The following is a 19262-nucleotide window of genomic DNA, read 5'->3' on the forward strand; positions in this document are numbered from 1 at the left end:
CCACGAGGGCCGCGCGATGGCGCGGACTTGTCGTTTGACGGCCACGCGCATAGCCTGACCCAGAGCCGGAACAGCAGGACGAGGTGGGCCATGCGTGTCGATGTGTTCAGTGCCAAGCCGCACGATCACGCCTTTCTGAAGGCGGCGGCCAGCGGGCAAGGGTTGGATCTGCGCTTTCACGAGGGGCGGCTGAACGCCGATACCGTGCGGCTGGCCGAAGGGGCGGCAGCGGTCTGCGCCTTTGTGAATGATGATCTGTCGGGGCCGGTGATCGGGCGTCTGGCCGGCATGGGGGTGCGGCTGATCGCGCTGCGCTCGGCCGGATTCAACCATGTGGACCTTGCGGCGGCGCGGGCGGCGGGAATTGCGGTGGCGCGGGTGCCGGCCTATTCGCCGCATGCGGTGGCCGAACACACGGCGGCGCTGATCCTGACGCTGAACCGCAAGACGCACCGCGCCTTCAACCGGGTGCGCGAGGGGAACTTCGCGCTCGACGGGCTGATGGGCTTTGACATGCATGGCAAGGTGGCGGGGATCGTCGGCACCGGGCTGATCGGCACGGTGCTGGCGCGCATCCTGACGGGCTTCGGCTGCGAGGTGCTGGCCTTCGACCCCTCGCCCAGTGCCGAATGCACCGCGCTCGGGGTGCGCTATGTGACGATGGACGAGGCGCTGGCGCGCTCGGACATCCTGACGCTGCAATGCCCGCTGACGCCCGCGACGCACCATCTGATCGACGATGCGGCGATTGCGGCGATGAAGCGGGGGGTGCTGCTGGTCAACACCTCGCGCGGGGCGGTGGTGGACACGCGGGCGGTGATCCGCGGGCTGAAATCGGGGCAGATCGGGGCGCTCGGGCTCGACGTCTATGAAGAAGAGGGCGACCTGTTCTTCGAGGACCTGTCGGCCCAATACATTCCCGATGATGTTTTTGCGCGGCTGCTGACCTTTCCCAATGTGCTGATCACCGGGCATCAGGGCTTTTTCACGCGGGAGGCGCTTCAGGCGATTGCGGCGGTGACGGTGGGAAACATCACCGCCTTCCGCGACGGGGGCGCACCGCTGCACCCTGTGAGCTTGCCCGATTAGCGGCGGCGAACCGCCCCCCTGCCCCGTCGGGGCGAGGGGGAGCGGAGCGTCATGCGGCCTTGAGCAAGGCCAGCAGCTTTTCTGCTGCCTCTTCCGAGGAGGCAGGGTTCTGTCCGGTGACGAGCTGGCCGTCGACGATGACATGGGGCTGCCAATCGGCCGCCTTGCGATAGGTTGCGCCCGAAGACTTGAGCATGTCTTCCAGAAGGAAAGGCACAACATCGGTCAGGCCGGCCGCCTCTTCCTCGGTGTTGGAAAATCCGGTCACGGTCTTGCCCGCGACGAGCGGCCTGCCATCGGCGCCCTTGGCATCCTTGAAGACGGCGGGCGCATGGCACACCGCCCCGATGGGACGGCCCGAGGCGGCGAACTGGCCCAGCAGGATTTGCGAATGGCGATCATCGGCCAGATCCCACAGGGGGCCGTGGCCCCCCGGATAGAACACGGCGTCAAACCCGTCGGCGGACACCGAAGCGAGAACAGCCGTATCGGCAAGGGCCGCCTTGGCCGCCGCATCTTCCTTGAAACGGTCGGTCGCGGGGGTTTGCGCATCCTTGGCATCGCTGGCCGGATCAAGCGGCGGCTGGCCCCCCTTGGGAGAGGCAAGGGTGATCTGCGCGCCCGCATCCTTGAACACGTAATAGGGGGCGGCAAACTCTTCGAGCCAGAAGCCGGTTTTCTTGCCGGTATCGCCCAGTCGGTCATGCGAGGTCAGAACCATCAGTATTTTCATCAGCCGTTTTCCTTGTTCGTCTGGCCCCGGCGACCCGGATTGGCACCGGGGGCTGCGGACCAAACCCGCAGCGGGCCGCACAGGTTCCGGCGCGGCGCGGGATTGGCACATCACAGGATTGACAGCGGCAGCACCGCTGCCGTTCTGTGACAGGGGCGGATGCATCCGCACGGCGGGGAACCCATGCGCGGGGTTGCGCGCTTTACCTGCGGCTGCCCATGCCCGCTTCCTGTTCGTCTGGGCGATGAACAGGCGCAGCGGCGATGCCCCAAGGCAGAGATGAAACCGGCCTCGAGCCAGAAAGGATCAACGGGAATGTCCGACCTGAGCGTGGCAAGCTGGAACATCCGTGCCGGTCTGGGCCGCGACTTTCGCCGCCAACCCGCGCGCACGATCGATGCCATCGTGGGCTTTGATGCCGATGTGGTCTTGCTGCAAGAGGCCGATTTCCGCCTGCACCCACGCCCCGCCGCGCTGCCCCGCAGCCACGGCCGGATCGGCCCTTTCGAGGTGGTGGACCTGACCGAAAACGCCGTGGGACTGGGCTGGCACGGAATTGCGCTGCTCAAACGCCCCGGCATCGAGGTCGAGGCGATCCATCTGCACGATCTGCCGTCGCTGGAGCCGCGCGGGGTGGTGATCGTCGATCTGACGGTGCGCGGCCTGCCCGTCCGCATCGTCGGCGTGCATCTGGGCCTGTTGCGCGGCAACCGGCGCAAGCAGCTTGGTTTCATCGTGGACCGTCTGGCCGAACTGGCCCATCGCCCCACGGTGATTGCGGGCGATTACAACGAATGGCGTGACCGACACGGGTTCGAGGCGGTGCCGGACTGGCTTTCGGTTCACAGCCCCGGCCCGACCTTTCCGGCGGGCCGCCCGTTCCTGCGGCTGGACAGGCTGGCCTTCAGCCGCGATCTGGAACTGCTCGGCAGCAGTGTCATTGCCGGACCCGAGGCGGTGATGGCCTCGGACCATCGGCCGATCCTCGGCCATTTCCGGCTTCTTGCGCCTGCCGAAGCGGTCTCTGCCGCTGCCGCCTCGTGATGGGCGTCGCTTGGGTCCTGTTCCAGTTTTGCCTTCTTGTCGCTTTGCTGATCGGGCTGGCGCGGGCGCTGTTTCCGGTGCCCGTGCTGCCCGGACGGACCGAAAGCCGCGCCCTGCCCCCGGTCACCGGTGGCCCCATCGTCGCGGCGCTGTGCCCGCCAGCCTCCGTCGCGCCGGGGCTGACGGGGATCAGGCCGATGCCGAACGGGGCCGATGCCTTTGCCGCCCGCCTGATGCTGGCCGATGCGGCGGTGTCCTCGATCGATGTGCAATATTACATCTGGTATGGGGATCTGACGGGATTTCTGCTGCTCGATGCCCTCAAACGCGCGGCAGAGCGCGGGGTGCGGGTGCGGCTCTTGCTGGATGACAACGGCACGGCGGGGCTGGACCGGGAACTGGCCGCGCTGGATGCGCATCCCAATGCCGAGGTGCGGCTTTACAACCCCTTCAACCTACGGCGGGTCAAGCCGCTGTGCTATGGCTTCGATTTCTTCCGCCTGAACCGGCGGATGCACAACAAATCCTTCACCGTGGACGGGGTGGCGACGATCCTTGGCGGGCGCAATATTGGCGACCGCTATTTCGAAACCTGCCCCGAGGCGCTGTTCATCGATCTTGATGTGCTGGCCGCCGGGGCCATCGTGCCGGAGGTCAGTGCCGATTTTGACCGCTATTGGGCCTGCCGCTCTGCCCATCCCGCCTCGGATATCCTGCGCCGCCCAAAGCAGGCCGACCCGATAGCGGCGGGGCTTTCGCGTTTTTGCGCCCTGCCCGCATGGACAGAGTTTCGCGCGCTGGTCGAGGCCAGCCCCATTTCCGCCGCCCTGCGCGGGGGCGATCTGGCGCTGCAATGGACGAAGGCGGTGCTGGTCAGTGACGACCCGATCAAGGGCCAGGGCGCGGTGCCGCGCCAGGACCTGCTGGCCACGCGGTTGCGGCAGGCGGTGGGGCAGATCGAGCATCGGCTGGATGTGGTTTCCCCCTATCTGGTGCCGGGCAAGGCGGGGGTGCGCGCCTTTGCCACCCTGACCGCGCAAGGCATCGCGGTGCGGGCGCTGACCAATGCGATCGACGCCACCGATGTGGTCGCGGTCCATGCGGGCTATGCGAAACGCCGCCGCGCGATGCTGCGGGCCGGAATGACGCTGTTCGAGGTGCATGCCCGCGCCGAAGCCCATCCGCAGCGTCGCAGGCGCGGGCGGTTCCGGCGGGCGAAGGCCAGTCTGCACGCGAAGACCTTTGCGGTGGATGGCAAACGCGTCTTCGTCGGCTCGTTCAACTTTGATCCGCGCTCCACCACGCTCAACACCGAAATGGGCATCCTGATCGACAGCCCGCAAATGGCCGAGGCGCTGCACACAACCTTTGACAGCGGTCTTGCGGGGCTGGCGTGGAAAGTGGCGCTCAAGGGTCGGCGAAAGATATGGATCGACATGGCCAGTGGCGTGATCCGCACCAAGGAACCCGGCCTGACCGCCCCGCGCCGGCTGGTGGTCGCCGTGGTCGGATGGCTGCCGGTGGAATGGCTGATGTAGCGCGGCCCCTAGGCCGCATCCTCCGGGGCGATCCCTGCATCGGCGAGCATCTGCGCCAGCATGTGCACGAAAATCTGGATGCGCGCCTGCACCGAGGTCGGGTCGGCCCAGTGGCGCCCCGCGTAGGCCGCGATCAAGGCGGAATAGTCGCGCAGCGCGTCGTCGGTCAGGAAGGGCCTCGCCAGCTCGCCCGCGCTGCGCAGGGCATACCAGTCCGTCAGCAAACGGGTCACGGGCAGGCCCGCGCCCCCCTTGGGCAGTGACGGGTCTGCGGCATCGGCGGGCGCATCGCGGCGCGCCAGAGCCACCAGATCGCCCGTGCTGCGCCCCTCCAGACAGGCGCGCAGGTCTTGCGGCCAGTCATTGGGCAAAAAGCGGTGCCGCACTTGCGCGCCGATATGGCGATAGAGAAACTCGGGGTAGGTCGCGGCCTCCAGCCAGTCGGGCGCTTCCCCGCCTTTGCCGTAAAAGCGAAAGAAGGCATCGAAGCCCGCAAAGTCGATCACCTGCGGGGTAGTGGTCAGCGTGGCAGGGGTGGCGCTGGCCAGCAGGAAGGCAGGCGGGAAGGCCACCGGCGACGGCACCGCGTGATTGACCAGCGCAGGCCCGCCCTCTGCGGCGCGGGCAGTCGCATGATAATGCAGATGGCCCGAGAAATGCCTGCCGATTCCGGTGGCCGCGACGCGCGCCGTGGTGGCGGGCGTGGGGTTGCGCCGGACGCCGGTGCTTTGCCCGAACAGCGCCCGTTCTGCCTCCAGCGTGCCGCGCAGCACATCGGCCACGGGGTAATGCGAGAAACAGATCAGCGTCTTGCCCAAGTCCTGCGCCCGCCGCGCGACATCGGCCATCCAGTCCAGCAGAAAGGGTTTGAGCCGCACCAGCGCATTCCAGCCCGCGTTGGTGCTGTCTTCGAAGGCATCGGGCTGCGTGTTGTCGGGCCTGCCGCTGCGCGGCTCGAACACATTGGCATCGATCGACACCAGCCACAGGCCCGGCTCGGGTTCGACCAGATAAGACAGGTCGATCTGCCGATGCGTGGTGCGGCCATCGGCGGCGGTCATGTCATGCATCCGGCTGGCGGGGGAATCGTCGGGACCAAAGGGGCTTTCCCAGTGCAGATCACGCGGATCGCGCATCAGCCCGTGCGCGCGCCACGCCTCTGCCAGCCCGACATAGCTGCCGCAGCCCATGCGCGGATCATGGACGGTTTCGCCGCCCGCAGGCTTGCCTGCATCCTCTGGGCGGCTGCTGACGGTGACGCTGCCGCCGCTGCCGGTCAAAAAGGCCTTGGTATGGGGCCGCCCGCTCATGCCATAGGCGTCATGGTTGCCGGGGCAAAGGAAAAACCGCATGTCATGGCGCGTGCCGTAATCGACCAGCAGCGCCAGCGCGGCCTCCATGCTGGGGGCCTGCCCGTCATCGGTCAGATCGCCGGGGATCAGCACGGTGCGGATGCCCTGCGCCGCGCAGGCCTCCAGCGCAGCCGTCAGGGCAAGGCCGCTTTCGTTGAAGATGCGGGTCGATTCCACACTGTCGCGGCGGCTGCGCACACAGGCCCCCGCGCGCCCCTGAAACCGGACGCCCTCCACGCCGTAGTCCGGAAACAGCGCATGGATATGCGGATCGGACACGACGGCAAAGCGGTGCATCACTCAGCCCTTTCGCTTGACGGGTTGCAGACGCGTGTCGCCCAGAGCCCCGATGCCATCGAGGATCGGATAGGCCACCGAGATCAGATGCGCGTTCACCCGCTTGAGATCGCGCAGGATATCAAGATGCAGGCTGGAGGTTTCCACCGTTTCCAGCCGCCGCTCGCGCAGACGCTCCATATGGCGCTCGGCGGACAGCGCCTCCATCTGCCGCACCTCGACCTTGCACTTGACCAGATCGCGCGCGAGGTTTTCGTCGCGCGACAGGAACACGCTTTGCGCCACCGCCAGAATCTCGATGGTGCGCTGGTAGAAGGCGGAAATCTCTTCCATCCCCTCGGGCGAAAAGCTCAGGCGGCGGCGGTCTTTCTTGATCGCAAGCTCCGACAGGCCGGAATCGATCAGATCGCCGATATGTTCAAGGTTGACCGCATAAGACAGGATCTCGCTCATCCGGCGGATGTCATCTGCGTCCAGTTCCTCGCGCGAGAGGCGTGCAAGATAGATCTTGATGGCATTGTGCAGGCGGTCCACCTCGTCCTCGGCGGCAGAGAGGCGGTCGCGCGCAAGGTCATCATGGCCGCGCAGCGTATCGAGCGAAAGCTGAAGCATCTCGCCCACCAGATCGCCAAGGCGCAAGGTCTCGCGCGCGGCGGCGGCAAGCGCGATGGTCGGCGAGGACATGGCGCTGTCGTCGAGATATTTCGGCGCGAAATCGAGCGCGGCCTGATGCGGCATCCAGCGTTCGACAAGGGCGCAAAGCGGGGTCAGCAGCGGCAGGAACACCACCGCCAGCACCAGCGAAAAGCCGATATGCGCGCCAAGCGTCAGGGCGGCGGTATCGGCGAAATAGGGCTGCGCCAGACGGGCCAGCAGCGGCGCGGCCAGCGTCAGCACCGCAGCCCCGCCCGCGCGCACGGCAAGGTTGGTCAGCGCCAGCCGCCGCGCCTGCACCCCGTCCGACATCACCGCAAGATAGGGCGGGATCGCCCCGCCCAGATTGGCTCCGGCCACCAGCACCAGTGCCAGTTCGGGCGACACCACCCCCGCCTGCGCCAAGAGCATCACGAACAGCACGGTCGCAAGGCTGGACGAGGCCAGCGCCGCCAGTCCGGTGCCGAAGATCAGCGCGAACAGCGGCGCGCCCCCCAAGGCCAGCAGCACTTGCCGCACCACCGCCGACTCGCGCATCGGTTCCGTCGCCTGCCCCAGCAGGTCCAGCGCCAGCAGCATCAGCCCCAGCCCGAGGATGGCGCGGCCAATGCCCTTGCCCCCCGCGCGCCCCGAGCGCGAGAACACCACCACCCCGATCAGGATCAGCAGCGGCGAGAGCCAGTGCAGATCAAGCGACAGCACCGCCGCCGCCACGCTGGTGCCGATATTGGCCCCCAGCATCACCGCCTGCCCCATCACCCCCGACAACAGGTCGCGCGCGGCAAAAGACGCGGCAATCACCGCCGTTGCCGTGCTCGACTGCACCGCCAGCGTGGCGACGAAGCCTGCGATCAGGGCCTTGATCCGGTTCGACGCGCCCCGACCGATCCAGACGCGAAGCGAACTGCCAAAGGCGCGCAACATGCCGGTCTTGATCAGCCGCAACCCCCAGAGCAGCAGCGCCCCGGCCCCCAGAATATCGATCAGAACAAGCGTGGAGCCGATTTCAGAATCCTCCGGTTGACGGGGCAATGCGGTTGCCGAAAACGGCTCCCCCCCGAAGAGTTGCAGGCCCGCCGATCCGCAGGGCGCGTCGCTGCCGTCCAGCATTGCACCCGCGTGCAAATCTGTCAACTCAGACCCCGGAATTGTTGAACCGGGGGCCGATGGCCGCTATGACAGCTCAAGGCCCGCCCAGCCGTCCCGCCCGTCATGGCGATTAGACAGGGGCCGGACCAGTAAACCGAAAGGTGCGCCGTGACCAACCCTTGCGTGACACGATGAGCGAAACCGCAGGCGGCAAGCACCGGCAACGCTCTTACGTCAGCGCGCTGCAGGTGGCGGAACGGGCGGGCGTCTCGCGCTCGGCGGTGTCGCGCACCTTCACCGAAGGCGCCAGCGTTTCGGCGGCAACGCGAAAGCGGGTGATCGAGGCGGCAGAGGCGCTTGGCTATCATGTGAACCATCTGGCGCGCGGGCTGATCCAAGACCGCTCCAACATCGTCTCGCTGGTGGCGACGGACCTCAACACCCCCTATCAGGCGGGGCTGATCCATGCGCTGACCAGCCGTCTGCAGCGGGCGGGCAAGGTGGCGATGGTGATCAACACGTCGGGGCAGACGCAAAGCGTGGAAAAGGCCTTGCGCCAGACGCTGGAATACCGGGCCGATGCCACCGTCGTGCTGTCGGGCCAGCCGCCGGGATCGCTGATCCAGACCTGCCTGACCAATGGCCAGCATGTCATCATGCTCAACCGCGATGATGCGGTGCCGGGGCCGGACAGGCTGATGGTGACGAACCGCGCCGCCGCGCGCGAGGCGTTCCTGCACCTGCAGGCGGCGGGGTGCCGCCAGATTGCACTGGTGGCGTCCGAGGTGGGAACCGCCAGCGTGGTCGCGCGCGAAGAAGCCTTTGTCGCCGCTGCCGCCGAGGCCGGAACGACGGTGCAGGTCGCGCATTTCGGCCCCACCACTTACGCCTCGGGGCGCGCGCTCGGCCGGCAGATGCTGGCCCGGCCGCAGCGGCCAGACGGGGTGTTCTGCGTGACCGACCTGCTGGCCTGCGGTTTCATGGATGCCGCACGCAGCGAATTCGGCCTGTCGATTCCCGATGATCTGTGCGTGATCGGCTTTGACGATATCGAACAGGCCGGATGGTCCTCGTTCGATCTGACCACGTTCCGTCAGCCCATCGACCAGATCGCCGCGCGGATCATCTCCCTGCTTGACGAACCGCCCCCGCCCGGCACCCAGCGTGAGCCCATTGCCTTTCCGGCCGAGTTGATCTGGCGCCGCTCGGTGCGCGGCACCCGTCGCTAGGGGCGCGCCGTTACAGATCGGCGCGCGGCGGCAGGTTCATCTGGCGCGGATGCACGGCAAAACTGCCATCGGCGCGGCAATGGTGCAGCCAATAGGCATAGGGGGCGTCGATCAGCGGCGGCTCTGTGTCACCGTCAAAGCCGAACCCGTATTGAAAGGCCGGACTGCCCCCGACAGCGGCATAATGGCCTGCCCATTGGCTGTGGAACGCCTGATGCACGTGGCCGCACAAAAGGCGCAGCGGCGCGGTGCGGGCGCGCAGGATCCGGCCCAGCCGCCCCGCTCCGGCGCGCAGGGCGCTTGCATCCCAATGCGCGTTTCCGGTGGGAAAGGGCGGGTGGTGCAGCAGCAGGAAAACAGGGTCGGCGGTGCTGGCCAGACGCTGCTCCAGCCAGTCAAGCTGGGTGCCGTCCAGCGCGCCCTCGACCCGGCCCGGCACCAGACTGTCGAGCCCGATGAGGCGCAGCCCCGCAAGCTGCGCCTCGAAATGCAGGGTGTCAGGCGCGGCAAAGGGGATTGTGCCGCCAAAGGCCGCCCGCATCGGGCCGCGCTTGTCATGGTTGCCCGGCACCACGAAGACCGGCATCGGCAGCGGGGCAAGGATCTCGCGCACCAGCGCATAATCGGCCACGGACCCGCCATCGGCCACATCGCCGGTGATGACCACCGCATCGGGGCGCTGCGGCAGGGCGAGCAGATCGGCGATGACACGCCGCGCCATATCGGGCGCATCGCGCCGCACCGGAGCGGTTTCGGGCGCACCCGCGCTGATGTGCAGATCGGAAAGATGGGCAATCAGCATGGCGCTTACCTTCCGATCCGCGACAGAACGTCGGCCTTGAGGAACCGCTCGATCACCAGCATGAACCCGATGGACGGGATCAGCAGGATCAGCGCGGTGATCGCGGCGATCTGGTAGTTCCCGCCCATCGAGGCGTTGAACATCAGGATCGGCAGCGTCGTGATATCGGGCGTGCCGACAAAGAAGGTGCCGGTAAACTCGTCGATGCTGTCGAGAAAGACGAAGATTGAGGCCGCGACCAGTCCGGGAAAGGCCTGCGGCAGCGTGATGTCCCGGAAGGTGCGCAAGGGGGCCGCGCCAAGGTTGCGCGCCGCTTCCTCCATCGTGCGGTCGACGGCAGAGAAGGCGGCGGTGGCGATCCAGACCGCATAGACCAGACCGGGCAGCGAATGGACCAGAACCACGCCGGTGTAGGTGCCGTTCAGGCCGAGGCCATAAAACATCTGGGCGATGTTGACAAAGATCGGCAGGCTGGGAAAGGCCTGCGGCAACAGGAAGATCAGCATGATCGCCGCCCGCGCCGGCAGCTTCAGCCGCGCCAGCGCATAGCCCGCCGGCACCGCCAGCGCCATCGACAGCGCCACCGTGGCCAGCGCGATCCAGACCGAATTGAACAGCGAGGTCCAGGCCCCTGCGCGCGGGCGGAACACCCGGTGCCAGAAGTCAAAGCCGAACTCGGTCGGGTAGCGCGCCGGAAAGAACCATTTTTCGGCAAAGGCCCAGAGGAAGAGGTTGGTCAGCGGGCCGAAGACCACAAAGGCGCAAAGGCCGATCATCACGGCGGGCAGAAGGTTGGCCGCCCCGCGCCGGGCCAAGGATGCAAAGGCCATGTCAGCGCCCCCCTTCGTTGTGCTGGGTCAGCGTCATGCGCAGATAGACATAGGCCGCCACCGCCGTGATCAGATAGGAAAACAGGCCCAAGGCATTGGCGACCGCATAATCGCCGTAATAGGTGACGCGGTGGGCCATCATCGAGGTCATCATGGTCGGGTTTCCGGCAATCACCATCATCGGCACCGACAAGACCGACATGATGGTGACCAGAGACAGGATCAGCCCCACCAAGAGCGTGCCGCGCACCTGCGGCAGCACAATCTCGATCAGGCAGCGCAGGCGCCCTGCCCCCATGTTGCGCGCGGCCTCTATGGTGGAGCGGTCGACCGAGGCCATCGCCCCCGCCAGAAGCAGGGTGACGAAAGGCACCTGCTTCCACGCGAAGGTCAGCACCAGCCCGCGCCAGTCGAGCAGGCTCTGGGCCAGTGCAGGGTCCATCAGGCCGGAATCGATCAGAAGGCTGTTCATCAGCCCGTTGCGCGCCAGAAAGCTGCGCGCGGTCTGCCCCGCCACGATGAAGGGAATGAACAACGGCCAGCGATAGAGCCAGCGCAGCGCGGTGACCGCCCATGGCGTCGCCCCCAGCGTCAGATATCCGGCAATCGCGATCGAGGTGACAGAGATCAGCGCCAGCGACGCCAGTGCCACCATCACGGTGAAGATCACGTCGCGGCCATAAAGTTCTATCGCGGTGCGCAGATGCGCCGTGGTAAAACCGCCCTCTGCATCGACAAAGGCAAAGACCACCGAGCGCGCGAGCGGCACCACATACAGCAGCGCAATCGCCAGCAGCGCGGGGGCAATCAGCATCAGGCCGGGCAACATCCCGCGCCAGTCGCGCGCAGAGGGGTCAGCAATGGTCATCAGGCAAGGGCTTTCATGGACGGCAAAGGGGAAAGCGCCGGGGCGACGGCCAGACCGCGCCCCGGCAACAGGTCAGTTGGCAACCTGCCGTTCGTAGGATTCGAGGATCGCGCGGAAGTAATCAGCCTGCGGCATCGACAGCCCGCGCTCGGCCAGCACCTCGGGCGAGACATCGGTGAACAGCGCGCCCCATTCCTCGGCAGTCAGGTTCTCCTTGACGGCGTTGGCATCAATCCCCGGCAGCCAGTTGAAGCGCCGCACGATGCCTTCGGCCTGCACCTCGGGCGAGGTGGCCAGTTCGATGAACTTCACCGCAAGATCGGCCTGCGCCGCCTTTTCCGGCACCACGTAATACATCGGCTGGCCCGGCATGCCCGGAGAGGGGATCAGCAGCTTAAGGTCGGGGTTCAGGCGGCCATCGGCAACCCAGGTGTAGAACATGTCCATCCAGACCGGACCCATCGCGATCTCGCCCCGGTTCAGCGCATCCAGCGTGCCGGCATTGCCGGGCGTGATGGTGGCCACCGCGTTGAATTGCTTGAGGCTTTCCAGCGCCGGACCCCAGCCTTCGGTGGCTGCGGCATCGAAGGGGCCGCTTTGCAGCGTCTCGGCCATGTCAGAGAAGGCATACATCCAGCCAAAGACAAAGCCCACGCCCGCCATGCCGCCGGTGATGCCGTTATAGCCGAACTGGCCGGGGTTGGCCTGCGCCCACTCCACCAGTTCCGCATAGCTTTGCGGCGGGGTGCTGACCAGCGCCGGATTGTAGGCGATGGCGATCTGGCTCTGGAACATCGGCATCACATAGCCGCCCACATCCACGCCCAGCGCGTTCTCGGCGCTGGCGGCGGTGACGAGCGGTGCGGTGGCCGCCTTGTCGCGGTAGGATTGCAGCAGGCCCTCGGTCACCATCTGCCCCGCCATGCGCTGATGCACGACGCCGACATCGACATCCCAGACGTCATTACCTCGCTGCGCGGCCAGCTTTTCATAGAGCGCCTGACTGCCGCCATCGCCGGGGCCGGTGCCGAGTGCGCGCACCGTCACGCCGGGGTTCTGTTCCTCGAACAGGGGGCCGAGGTAATCGTTGATGTAATCCACCATATTGGTGTCGCCCGCTGTCACCACGTTCAGGGTCTGGGCGGCAAGGGGCAGGCTGAACACGGCACTGAAGGCCGCGCCGAGAAGAAGGGACCGTTTCATTGGCAAGTCTCCGCTGTGAGTGGGATCAGTTCGGCAGCAATCGCTGATCTGTGCCGAACGCCATGAGCGATGCGGTCGGCACAGCGACACACACCTGCGAGCCCGGCGCGACTGGCACGCCCGACACCGCCGAAATCACCTCGGCTCCGCTTTCAAGCTGAAGGTGATACCCCCCGCCCGTATAGGCACAGTCCAGAACCGTGCCATGCCGGACGAGGGCATTTCCTTTGGCCTCCTCCAAGGCCGTGTCACGGATGCGGGCATCCATGCTGCGAAACCCCAGCGTCGCCGCCGCCACCGGATCATCGGGGCGCGCGGCAACCACATTGTCGACGCCCAGAAACCGTCCGGCGTCCAGATCGGCGGGTCTGGCGTAAAGGTCTTGCGGAGAGGCGACCTGCACCACCTGCCCTGCGCGCATCAGCACGATGGTATCGGCCATCGCCAGCGCCTCTTCCTGATCATGGGTCACCATGATGGTGGTGATCCCCAGCCGCTGCTGCAACCGGCGCAACTCGCCGCGCAGGTTGCGGCGGATCGCGGCATCGAGGTTCGACAGCGGCTCGTCCAGCAAGAGGATCGGCGGATCGATGATCAGTGCGCGGCCCAGCGCGATGCGCTGCCGCTGGCCGCCCGACAGGCTGCCCACCTTGCGCGCGCCATAGCCGGGCAGACCCAGCAGCTCCAGCATCTGCTCGGCGCGCTCCTCCCGCTCGGCCCGCGCGATCCCGCGCAGCTTGAGCGGATAGGTCAGGTTGCCCGCCACCGTCATATGCGGCCACAGCGCGTAGGACTGGAACACCATCGCCGTGCCGCGCTTTTCGGGCGGCAGACCGGCAATCGACCGCGCCCCGAGGCGGATATCCCCCGAAGCGGGCGGCGCAAATCCGGCGATGGATCGCAACAGCGTGGTCTTGCCACAGCCCGATGGCCCCAGCAGGCAGGTAAAGCTGCCCGCAGGCACGCTCAAGCTGACATCATGCAAGATCTGCGCACCGCCCAAACGGATGGACAGCCCCTGCAGCTCCAGCGCCTCGACTCCCATATCGTCCTCCCTCGACGCGGTTTTGAAAGCGTGTGCAATCATGGTTTGCGACTTTCTGCCTGTGTGTCAAGGCTGAATAATCTTGATATGTAACAAGCATGTGTCTAAAGTGAAATCGTGTTCATTTTCGGCCAAGGGGGTCGGCATGCGGGTGACGGCGGATGATGTGGCGGCACGGGCCGGGGTTTCACGCTCGGCGGTATCGCGGGCCTTTACCGCAGGGGCGAGCATCCAGCCCGACAAACGCGCCCATATACTCGCGGTCGCCGATGATCTGGGCTACCGGCCCAACCTGATGGCGCGCAGCCTGACGGGCGGGGCCACGGGGCTGATCGCGGTGGTGGTCGGGTCGCTCTCAAGCCCTTATGAAAGCTGGTTTCTCGATCATCTGTCGCAGGGCATCCGCGCCCGTGGGCTCTGGCCGCTGCTGGTGCCGGTCAGCCCGGGGCAAGAGATCGAACCGGCGCTCGACCATGCGCTGGCCTATCAGGTCGATGGCGCGGTGATCGCCGCCGGATCGGTCAGCCAGAAACTGGCCGAACGCTGCACCGCCAATGGCGCGCCCATCGTGGTGGTGGGCCGCGTGCTGGACGGGGGCGGCGCCGATTCGGTCTGCTGCGACAACCGGGCGGGCATGGCGATGATTGCCGAGCGGCTGGTGGCGGCAGGCCGCCGCCGCATCGCCTGGATCGGCGGGCGGGCCGATACCTTCTCGAATGTGGAGCGGCTTGACGGGCTTACGGCGGCGCTTGCGGCGCATGGCCTCGCGCTCAGCGAAACGCGGCGCGGCGATTACAGCACCGACAGCGGTCTGGTGCAGGCGCTTGCCCTCTTGACCGCGCCCGAACGGCCCGATGCCATCGTCTGCGGCAATGACGCCATGGCGATCGGGGCCATCGCCGCCGCCCGCCGCCTTGGCCTGCGGGTGCCGCAAGATGTCGGCATCTGCGGCTTTGACGATATCCCCGCCGCCGCGTGGGAGCCGTTCTGCCTGACCACCGTGGCAAATCCGGTGGCCGAAACCGTCAGCGCCGCGCTCGACCTGCTTACCCGCCGGATCGGGGGCGAAAAGGGGCCCGTCGCCACCATCCGCCTGCCGCCCGCGCTGCGCCTGCGTCAAAGCCTCTGACCTTCGCGCGCCGCCCGCTCAGCCCCGCTTCGGCTCCGGCGCGCGGCTGGGGCTGATGCGCAGCGCGCGCAAGGCGTTCAGGATCACCGCCACGTCGATGCCCTCTTGCAGCACCGCCCCCTGCACCGGCGTCAGATAGCCGAAGGCCGCCGCGATCATCCCCAGCACCGACAGGCCGATGCCCGCCATCACGCTTTGCAGCGCGATGCGCCGCGCGCCCTGGGCAATCTCGATGCCCGACAGCAGCCCGTCCAGACGGTCGACCAGAAGCACCACATCCGCCGCTTCGGCCGAGGCGGCGGCCCCCCGTGCGCCCATCGCGACGCCCACATCGGCGGCGGCCAGCGCCGGCGCGTCGTTTACCCCGTCACCCACCATGATCACCGGCCCACCGCTGCGCTCTTCCTGCACCAGCCGCGCCTTGTCTTGCGGCGAGAGGTCGGCACAGATCGCATCAAGGCCGACGCCCTGCGCCACCGTCTCTGCCACCGTCCGGCGGTCCCCCGTCGCCAGCGTGATGCGGCCAATCCCCCGCGCACGCAGCGCCGCCAGCAGGTCCGGCACCCCGGCGCGCAGGCCATCAGCCAGCACGATCACCCCCGCCAGCCGCCCCGCGACCGCCACCGCCACCAGCGCCGCACCGGGCGGGGCAGCGGCAGGCGCGGCGACCGCGCTGCCGGTCTGCACCGCGACAAAGCCAAGCCCGCCCACCACCACGGGGCGGCCGGCGACGCTGCCGCGCACCCCCTCGCCCGGCACCTCGGCCACGGCCTCGGGGATCGGCAGAGCAAGCCCCCCCGCCGTCGCAGCCGCCACCAGGGCCTGCGCAACCGGATGGCGCGAGGCCTGATCCAGCGCCGCCGCCAGCGCCAGCACCTCCTCGGGGCCAAAGCCGTCCTGCGCCGCGACCGACAGGATCTGCGGGCGCCCGTCGGTCAGGGTGCCGGTCTTGTCGAGGATCAGCCGCTTCGCCCCCGCCATCGCCTCCAGCGGCTGCGCCCCCTTGATGAGCACACCAAAGCGGGCCGCGCGTGACAATCCGCCCACCAGCGCCACCGGCACCGCAAGGATCAGCGGGCAGGGCGTCGCCACCACCAGCACCGCCACCGCGCGGATCGGATCACCCGTCAGCGCCCATGCCCCGCCCGCCAGCGCCAAGGTCACCGCCAGAAACACCAGTGACCAGCGGTCGGCCAGCCGCACCATCGGTGCCTTCGAGGCTTGCGCCTGCTCGACCAGCCGCACGATCCCGGCATAGGTGCTATCCTCGGCGGTGCGGGTTGCCACCATCTCGAAGGCCTCGCCCAGATTGGTCGCGCCGCTCATCACCGCCTGCCCGCGCGCCAGCCGCACGGGCAGCGATTCACCGGTCAGCGCCGACTGGTCCAGCACCGCCACCCCCGCCGCCAAGGTGCCATCCACAGGGGCCACATCGCCCTGCCGGATCAAGAGCAGGTCATCGGGGCGCACCTCGGCCAGCGCAATCTCCTCGAGCAGCGTGCCCTGCCGCCGCGTGGCCCTGCGCGGCACACGCGACAAGAGCTGCGTCATCGCCCGCTGCGCGCGGCTCTGGGCGAAACTCTCCAGAAACGTGCCGCCCGAATACATCAGCGCCACGACAGCGGCGGCCAGCGTCTCGCCAAAGATCAGCGCCGCCGTCATCGACAGGGCCGCGACGATATCCAGCCCCACCTCGCCCCGCCGCAGGCTGCGCAGGATCTCGACGCCAAGCGCCAGCAGAACCGGCAGCACACCGGCTGTCCAGACCAGACCGGCCTGTCCCGGCTGTCCCGACAGCCACAAAACGCCCCCGCCTGTCAGACCCGCCAGCGCAAAGCCAAGCAGCGCCAGCGGCAGGGGGGACAGGGTGTTCCTGGTCATCGGCACTTCCTCCCGCGCGGGGTGGCGGGCGCATCCGCCCCCCTCCGCGCGCCTCCAAGGGGGTGTCATCCCCTGCCCCGCGCGGCCATGATCTCGATCAAGCGGCACAAACGCCGCCCTGCGCGCCTCTAGCCGCGTTCCGGATAGGGGATGTCAAACCGCAGGCGGAAGCCCGTCTGCGTTTCCTTGGTGATGGTGCCGTGCCATTTCTGCTCGATCAGCGCGCGCACCAGTTTTGATCCGAACCCCGTGGCCGAGGCGTCCGGCGCGGCGGTCGACTCCGGGTCGGACCATTCGAAGCTGAAAATGCGCGCGCCATCGGCCTCGACGCGATAGGTCCAGTGAATGTTCACGCTGCCCAAGGTCCGCCCCAGCGCCCCGAACTTGAGCGAATTGCTCGCCAGTTCATGCAGCACCAGCCCCATGTCAAAGCACAGGTCGGGATGCAGCAGAATGTCGCGGCCCGTCGCCGTGATCCGCTCGCCAAAGGGTTTGAGCGTCTCTGTCACCACCTCGGCAAAGCGCGTCGCCCCCCACCCGCTGCGCGAGACGATGTAATTGGACCGCGCCAGCGCACTCAGCCGCGCGCTGAAGGAATTGCGCGCCAGCTTGGGATCGCTTGCGGCGCTGAAGGTCTGGCCCGCGATGCTGTTGACAAGTTGCAGCATGTTGCCCGCCCGATGCGCCATCTCGCGCACCAGCAGGGCCTGCTGGCGCGCGGCCTCGACCTGCCGCGCCGCTGCCGCCACGATGTTGGCCAGCGACAGCAGGAATTCGGCATCGGCAGCCTCAAAACGGCGCACGTCGCGCGAATGGATGCCAAACACGCCGAAGGGGCGAAAACCAGAGCCTGGTATGATGACCGAAATGCCGCTGCGCACGCCGTGGTCATGCAGCAATTGCGGGCCGTCAAAGCGCGTTTCGCTCAGCAGGTCCGCCACGATGACAGGGGCCTGCGCCAAGAGCGTGAACCCCGCCTGCGACTCGCGCTCGATGCCGACCTTGCCGCTTCCCACCAGCCCCTCTTGCCAGCCGAGACCCGAAACAAGCACCAGATGATCGGCAGAGTCGGCGAATTGCAAAATCTTGGTCAGCGGCACCTGCAAGACATCGGCGGCGATGTGCACCGCGCGGTCCATGATCTTCTGGAACTCGGGCTCGGCCAGCGCGAATGACCCGAACGCCGCCACCGCGCTTTGCTGCGCCTGCCGCCGCGCCAGACGTTGCTCTGTCTCGACACGCGCGGTCACATCGGTGCACACCCCCGTCAGATAGGCGGTGCCATCGGGCGCGACGCTGACGCCGCCCGCCGCCTCGATCCACAGATCGGGCAGGCCCGGACGCGGAATGGTGCGGTAAACCGTGCGGTAAGGCGCGCCCTGATCGATGCAGGCGATGATCTGCTGCCAGACGCCCGCCGCATCCTCGGGGTGCAGATCGTTCTGGAAACTGGCCAGGGTGCCGTCAAACGATCCGGCGGCAAGCGCGTGAATCTCTTCGAGATTGGCGGTCCAGCTCAGCAGGTTGGTGTCGATCTTCCAGCGCCAGACCCCGACCTTGCCAAGGCGCAGCCCTTCGACCAGATCAGCGCCATCGGCCATGAAGCCCGCCTTCGGAACCAAAGGAACAGAGTCTGAACTCATCTCGTGTGACCCTGCCTGTTGATTGACCTGTGCAAGACGATCTTGATGGACACTCCGGAAAAACGCGCGCCCCAGGGCCGCGACACACCATTTACACACTCCGCACTACCACCGATGCGAAGCTGTGCAATAGTCCTGCGACACTTGAACTTGCAACCTGTTGCAAATGCGGTCCATGTCAATGTCTGCACGGGAATAGGCCGCAGACCGGCCGCGCCGCCCCCCCGAGGCCGTGGCTCAGTCGCTCAGGTCCGGCAGGTTGACCAGAAACAGCGCGCGCGACCGGTGCAAGGTGACGTAGATTTCTGCCAGCGGCAGATCGGTCTCGCCCGCCTCGGCCCGCGTCTCCAGCGTCTGGCACTGCCGCGCCAGATCGGTGAACCCGAGATTGAGCGCATTGCCCTTGAGCGCATGCAGCGCGTCGCGCAACTCGGGCGCGGTCCGCGCCACACGCAAGCGCGCCACGGCCTCATCCGCTTCGGTCAGGAACAGCGGCACCACCTGATCAAAGACCTCGGCCCCGATTTCCTGTCTCAGGTCGCGCACACGCTGCCAGTCTATCATCGCCATTCCTTCTTTCTTTCACGCGGCGTCGCCGGTGTGCCGACATCCGCCCGCCCTGTCTTGTTTCCGGCGATACGGGCCGGAACACCGGTGAAAGCACGGGGCCAGTCGCTTGATGGCACGGCTGGCGCGGCGCGGCAATGCCGCCCGCCGTGCATGGCGGCGCGGCCTGCGAGCAATCGCGCGGAAATGCCACTTGATCCAAACCGCTTTTGCAGCAAACCTTCCGGCATCGGAGGGTGCAACGCCGGGCGTTCAGCGGCGCATGGGCA

Annotated in this window: 16 protein-coding genes; 5 read left to right on the forward strand and 11 right to left on the reverse strand. The window is 67.3% G+C overall.

The window, feature by feature from the left end; translation table 11 throughout:
• The first annotated feature begins 90 nt into the window (after nucleotides 1-90).
• Complete coding sequence (locus G3572_RS13800; RefSeq protein WP_164612877.1) at nucleotides 91-1089, forward strand: 2-hydroxyacid dehydrogenase; 999 nt, start codon at nucleotides 91-93, stop codon at nucleotides 1087-1089.
• Nucleotides 1090-1138: 49 nt separating this feature from the next.
• Here the strand turns inward: G3572_RS13800 and G3572_RS13805 are convergent, their stop codons facing one another.
• The gene (locus G3572_RS13805) at nucleotides 1139-1822 is read right to left on the reverse strand and encodes a type 1 glutamine amidotransferase domain-containing protein (protein WP_164612879.1); all 684 of its coding nucleotides are present in this window, start codon (nucleotides 1820-1822) and stop codon (nucleotides 1139-1141) included.
• A gap of 315 nt (nucleotides 1823-2137) precedes the next feature.
• On the opposite strand from G3572_RS13805, the gene G3572_RS13810 reads away from it, so the two are divergent.
• Both G3572_RS13810 and G3572_RS13815 read left to right on the forward strand, forming a co-directional pair.
• A complete protein-coding gene (locus G3572_RS13810; protein WP_164612881.1) occupies nucleotides 2138-2866 on the forward strand; it encodes an endonuclease/exonuclease/phosphatase family protein in 729 nt (242 codons plus the stop codon).
• Entirely contained in the window at nucleotides 2866-4404 is a 1539-nt protein-coding gene (locus G3572_RS13815) for a phospholipase D family protein (protein ID WP_164612883.1), read from the forward strand. The genes G3572_RS13810 and G3572_RS13815 overlap by 1 nt, the downstream gene beginning before the upstream one ends.
• An 8-nt stretch (nucleotides 4405-4412) precedes the next feature.
• Here G3572_RS13815 and G3572_RS13820 read toward each other — a convergent pair whose 3' ends face one another.
• Together G3572_RS13820 and G3572_RS13825 are read right to left on the reverse strand one after the other, a co-directional pair.
• A complete protein-coding gene (locus tag G3572_RS13820; RefSeq protein ID WP_164612885.1) occupies nucleotides 4413-6053 on the reverse strand; it encodes a metallophosphoesterase family protein in 1641 nt (546 codons plus the stop codon).
• A 3-nt stretch (nucleotides 6054-6056) separates the two neighbouring features.
• Nucleotides 6057-7841, reverse strand: a complete 1785-nt coding sequence (locus G3572_RS13825) for a Na/Pi cotransporter family protein (RefSeq protein WP_240335552.1) — start codon at nucleotides 7839-7841, stop codon at nucleotides 6057-6059.
• A 146-nt stretch (nucleotides 7842-7987) separates the two neighbouring features.
• On the opposite strand from G3572_RS13825, the gene G3572_RS13830 reads away from it, so the two are divergent.
• On the forward strand, nucleotides 7988-9025 hold the full coding sequence (locus G3572_RS13830; protein ID WP_164612887.1) for a LacI family DNA-binding transcriptional regulator: 1038 nt from the start codon (nucleotides 7988-7990) through the stop codon (nucleotides 9023-9025).
• 10 nt (nucleotides 9026-9035) lie between these two features.
• Here G3572_RS13830 and G3572_RS13835 read toward each other — a convergent pair whose 3' ends face one another.
• The 5 genes from G3572_RS13835 to G3572_RS13855 form a co-directional block, all read right to left on the reverse strand.
• Complete coding sequence (locus G3572_RS13835) at nucleotides 9036-9827, reverse strand: metallophosphoesterase (RefSeq protein WP_164612889.1); 792 nt, start codon at nucleotides 9825-9827, stop codon at nucleotides 9036-9038.
• A gap of 5 nt (nucleotides 9828-9832) precedes the next feature.
• The gene (locus tag G3572_RS13840; RefSeq protein WP_164612891.1) at nucleotides 9833-10657 is read right to left on the reverse strand and encodes an ABC transporter permease; all 825 of its coding nucleotides are present in this window, start codon (nucleotides 10655-10657) and stop codon (nucleotides 9833-9835) included.
• 1 nt (nucleotide 10658) lies between these two features.
• The gene (locus G3572_RS13845; protein WP_205518726.1) at nucleotides 10659-11525 is read right to left on the reverse strand and encodes an ABC transporter permease; all 867 of its coding nucleotides are present in this window, start codon (nucleotides 11523-11525) and stop codon (nucleotides 10659-10661) included.
• A 72-nt stretch (nucleotides 11526-11597) separates the two neighbouring features.
• Nucleotides 11598-12728 carry an extracellular solute-binding protein gene (locus G3572_RS13850; protein ID WP_164612892.1) on the reverse strand — a complete coding sequence of 377 codons (1131 nt, stop codon included), beginning with the start codon at nucleotides 12726-12728 and terminating at the stop codon, nucleotides 11598-11600.
• 25 nt (nucleotides 12729-12753) lie between these two features.
• Nucleotides 12754-13773, reverse strand: coding sequence for an ABC transporter ATP-binding protein (locus tag G3572_RS13855; RefSeq protein ID WP_164612893.1), 1020 nt, complete (start codon nucleotides 13771-13773; stop codon nucleotides 12754-12756).
• A 145-nt stretch (nucleotides 13774-13918) separates the two neighbouring features.
• On the opposite strand from G3572_RS13855, the gene G3572_RS13860 reads away from it, so the two are divergent.
• Entirely contained in the window at nucleotides 13919-14902 is a 984-nt protein-coding gene (locus G3572_RS13860; RefSeq protein ID WP_164612894.1) for a LacI family DNA-binding transcriptional regulator, read from the forward strand.
• An 18-nt stretch (nucleotides 14903-14920) separates the two neighbouring features.
• On the opposite strand, the gene G3572_RS13865 is transcribed toward G3572_RS13860, so the two are convergent.
• The 3 genes from G3572_RS13865 to G3572_RS13875 form a co-directional block, all read right to left on the reverse strand.
• Complete coding sequence (locus tag G3572_RS13865; RefSeq protein WP_164612895.1) at nucleotides 14921-16783, reverse strand: heavy metal translocating P-type ATPase; 1863 nt, start codon at nucleotides 16781-16783, stop codon at nucleotides 14921-14923.
• A 128-nt stretch (nucleotides 16784-16911) separates the two neighbouring features.
• Complete coding sequence (locus G3572_RS13870) at nucleotides 16912-18384, reverse strand: sensor histidine kinase (protein WP_164612896.1); 1473 nt, start codon at nucleotides 18382-18384, stop codon at nucleotides 16912-16914.
• A gap of 279 nt (nucleotides 18385-18663) precedes the next feature.
• A complete protein-coding gene (locus G3572_RS13875; RefSeq protein WP_240335553.1) occupies nucleotides 18664-18996 on the reverse strand; it encodes an Hpt domain-containing protein in 333 nt (110 codons plus the stop codon).
• Between the last annotated feature and the right edge of the window lie 266 nt (nucleotides 18997-19262).

The organism is Pseudotabrizicola algicola, assembly GCF_010915705.1.
GTDB lineage: Bacteria > Pseudomonadota > Alphaproteobacteria > Rhodobacterales > Rhodobacteraceae > Pseudotabrizicola > Pseudotabrizicola algicola.

Excerpts from the sequence above, each read along its gene's own strand:
- G3572_RS13855 (WP_164612893.1), bottom strand. The coding sequence starts at position 13,773 with ATGGGAGTCGAGGCGCTGGAGCTGCAGGGGCTGTCCATCCGTTTGGGC.
- G3572_RS13870 (WP_164612896.1), bottom strand. The coding sequence starts at position 18,384 with ATGGCCGATGGCGCTGATCTGGTCGAAGGGCTGCGCCTTGGCAAGGTC.
- G3572_RS13800 (WP_164612877.1), top strand. The coding sequence starts at position 91 with ATGCGTGTCGATGTGTTCAGTGCCAAGCCGCACGATCACGCCTTTCTG.
- G3572_RS13830 (WP_164612887.1), top strand. The coding sequence starts at position 7,988 with ATGAGCGAAACCGCAGGCGGCAAGCACCGGCAACGCTCTTACGTCAGC.
- G3572_RS13850 (WP_164612892.1), bottom strand. The coding sequence starts at position 12,728 with ATGAAACGGTCCCTTCTTCTCGGCGCGGCCTTCAGTGCCGTGTTCAGC.
- G3572_RS13865 (WP_164612895.1), bottom strand. The coding sequence starts at position 16,783 with ATGACCAGGAACACCCTGTCCCCCCTGCCGCTGGCGCTGCTTGGCTTT.
- G3572_RS13815 (WP_164612883.1), top strand. The coding sequence starts at position 2,866 with ATGGGCGTCGCTTGGGTCCTGTTCCAGTTTTGCCTTCTTGTCGCTTTG.
- G3572_RS13875 (WP_240335553.1), bottom strand. The coding sequence starts at position 18,996 with ATGGCGATGATAGACTGGCAGCGTGTGCGCGACCTGAGACAGGAAATC.
- G3572_RS13820 (WP_164612885.1), bottom strand. The coding sequence starts at position 6,053 with ATGCACCGCTTTGCCGTCGTGTCCGATCCGCATATCCATGCGCTGTTT.
- G3572_RS13805 (WP_164612879.1), bottom strand. The coding sequence starts at position 1,822 with ATGAAAATACTGATGGTTCTGACCTCGCATGACCGACTGGGCGATACC.
- G3572_RS13810 (WP_164612881.1), top strand. The coding sequence starts at position 2,138 with ATGTCCGACCTGAGCGTGGCAAGCTGGAACATCCGTGCCGGTCTGGGC.
- G3572_RS13835 (WP_164612889.1), bottom strand. The coding sequence starts at position 9,827 with ATGCTGATTGCCCATCTTTCCGATCTGCACATCAGCGCGGGTGCGCCC.
- G3572_RS13845 (WP_205518726.1), bottom strand. The coding sequence starts at position 11,525 with ATGACCATTGCTGACCCCTCTGCGCGCGACTGGCGCGGGATGTTGCCC.
- G3572_RS13840 (WP_164612891.1), bottom strand. The coding sequence starts at position 10,657 with ATGGCCTTTGCATCCTTGGCCCGGCGCGGGGCGGCCAACCTTCTGCCC.
- G3572_RS13860 (WP_164612894.1), top strand. The coding sequence starts at position 13,919 with ATGCGGGTGACGGCGGATGATGTGGCGGCACGGGCCGGGGTTTCACGC.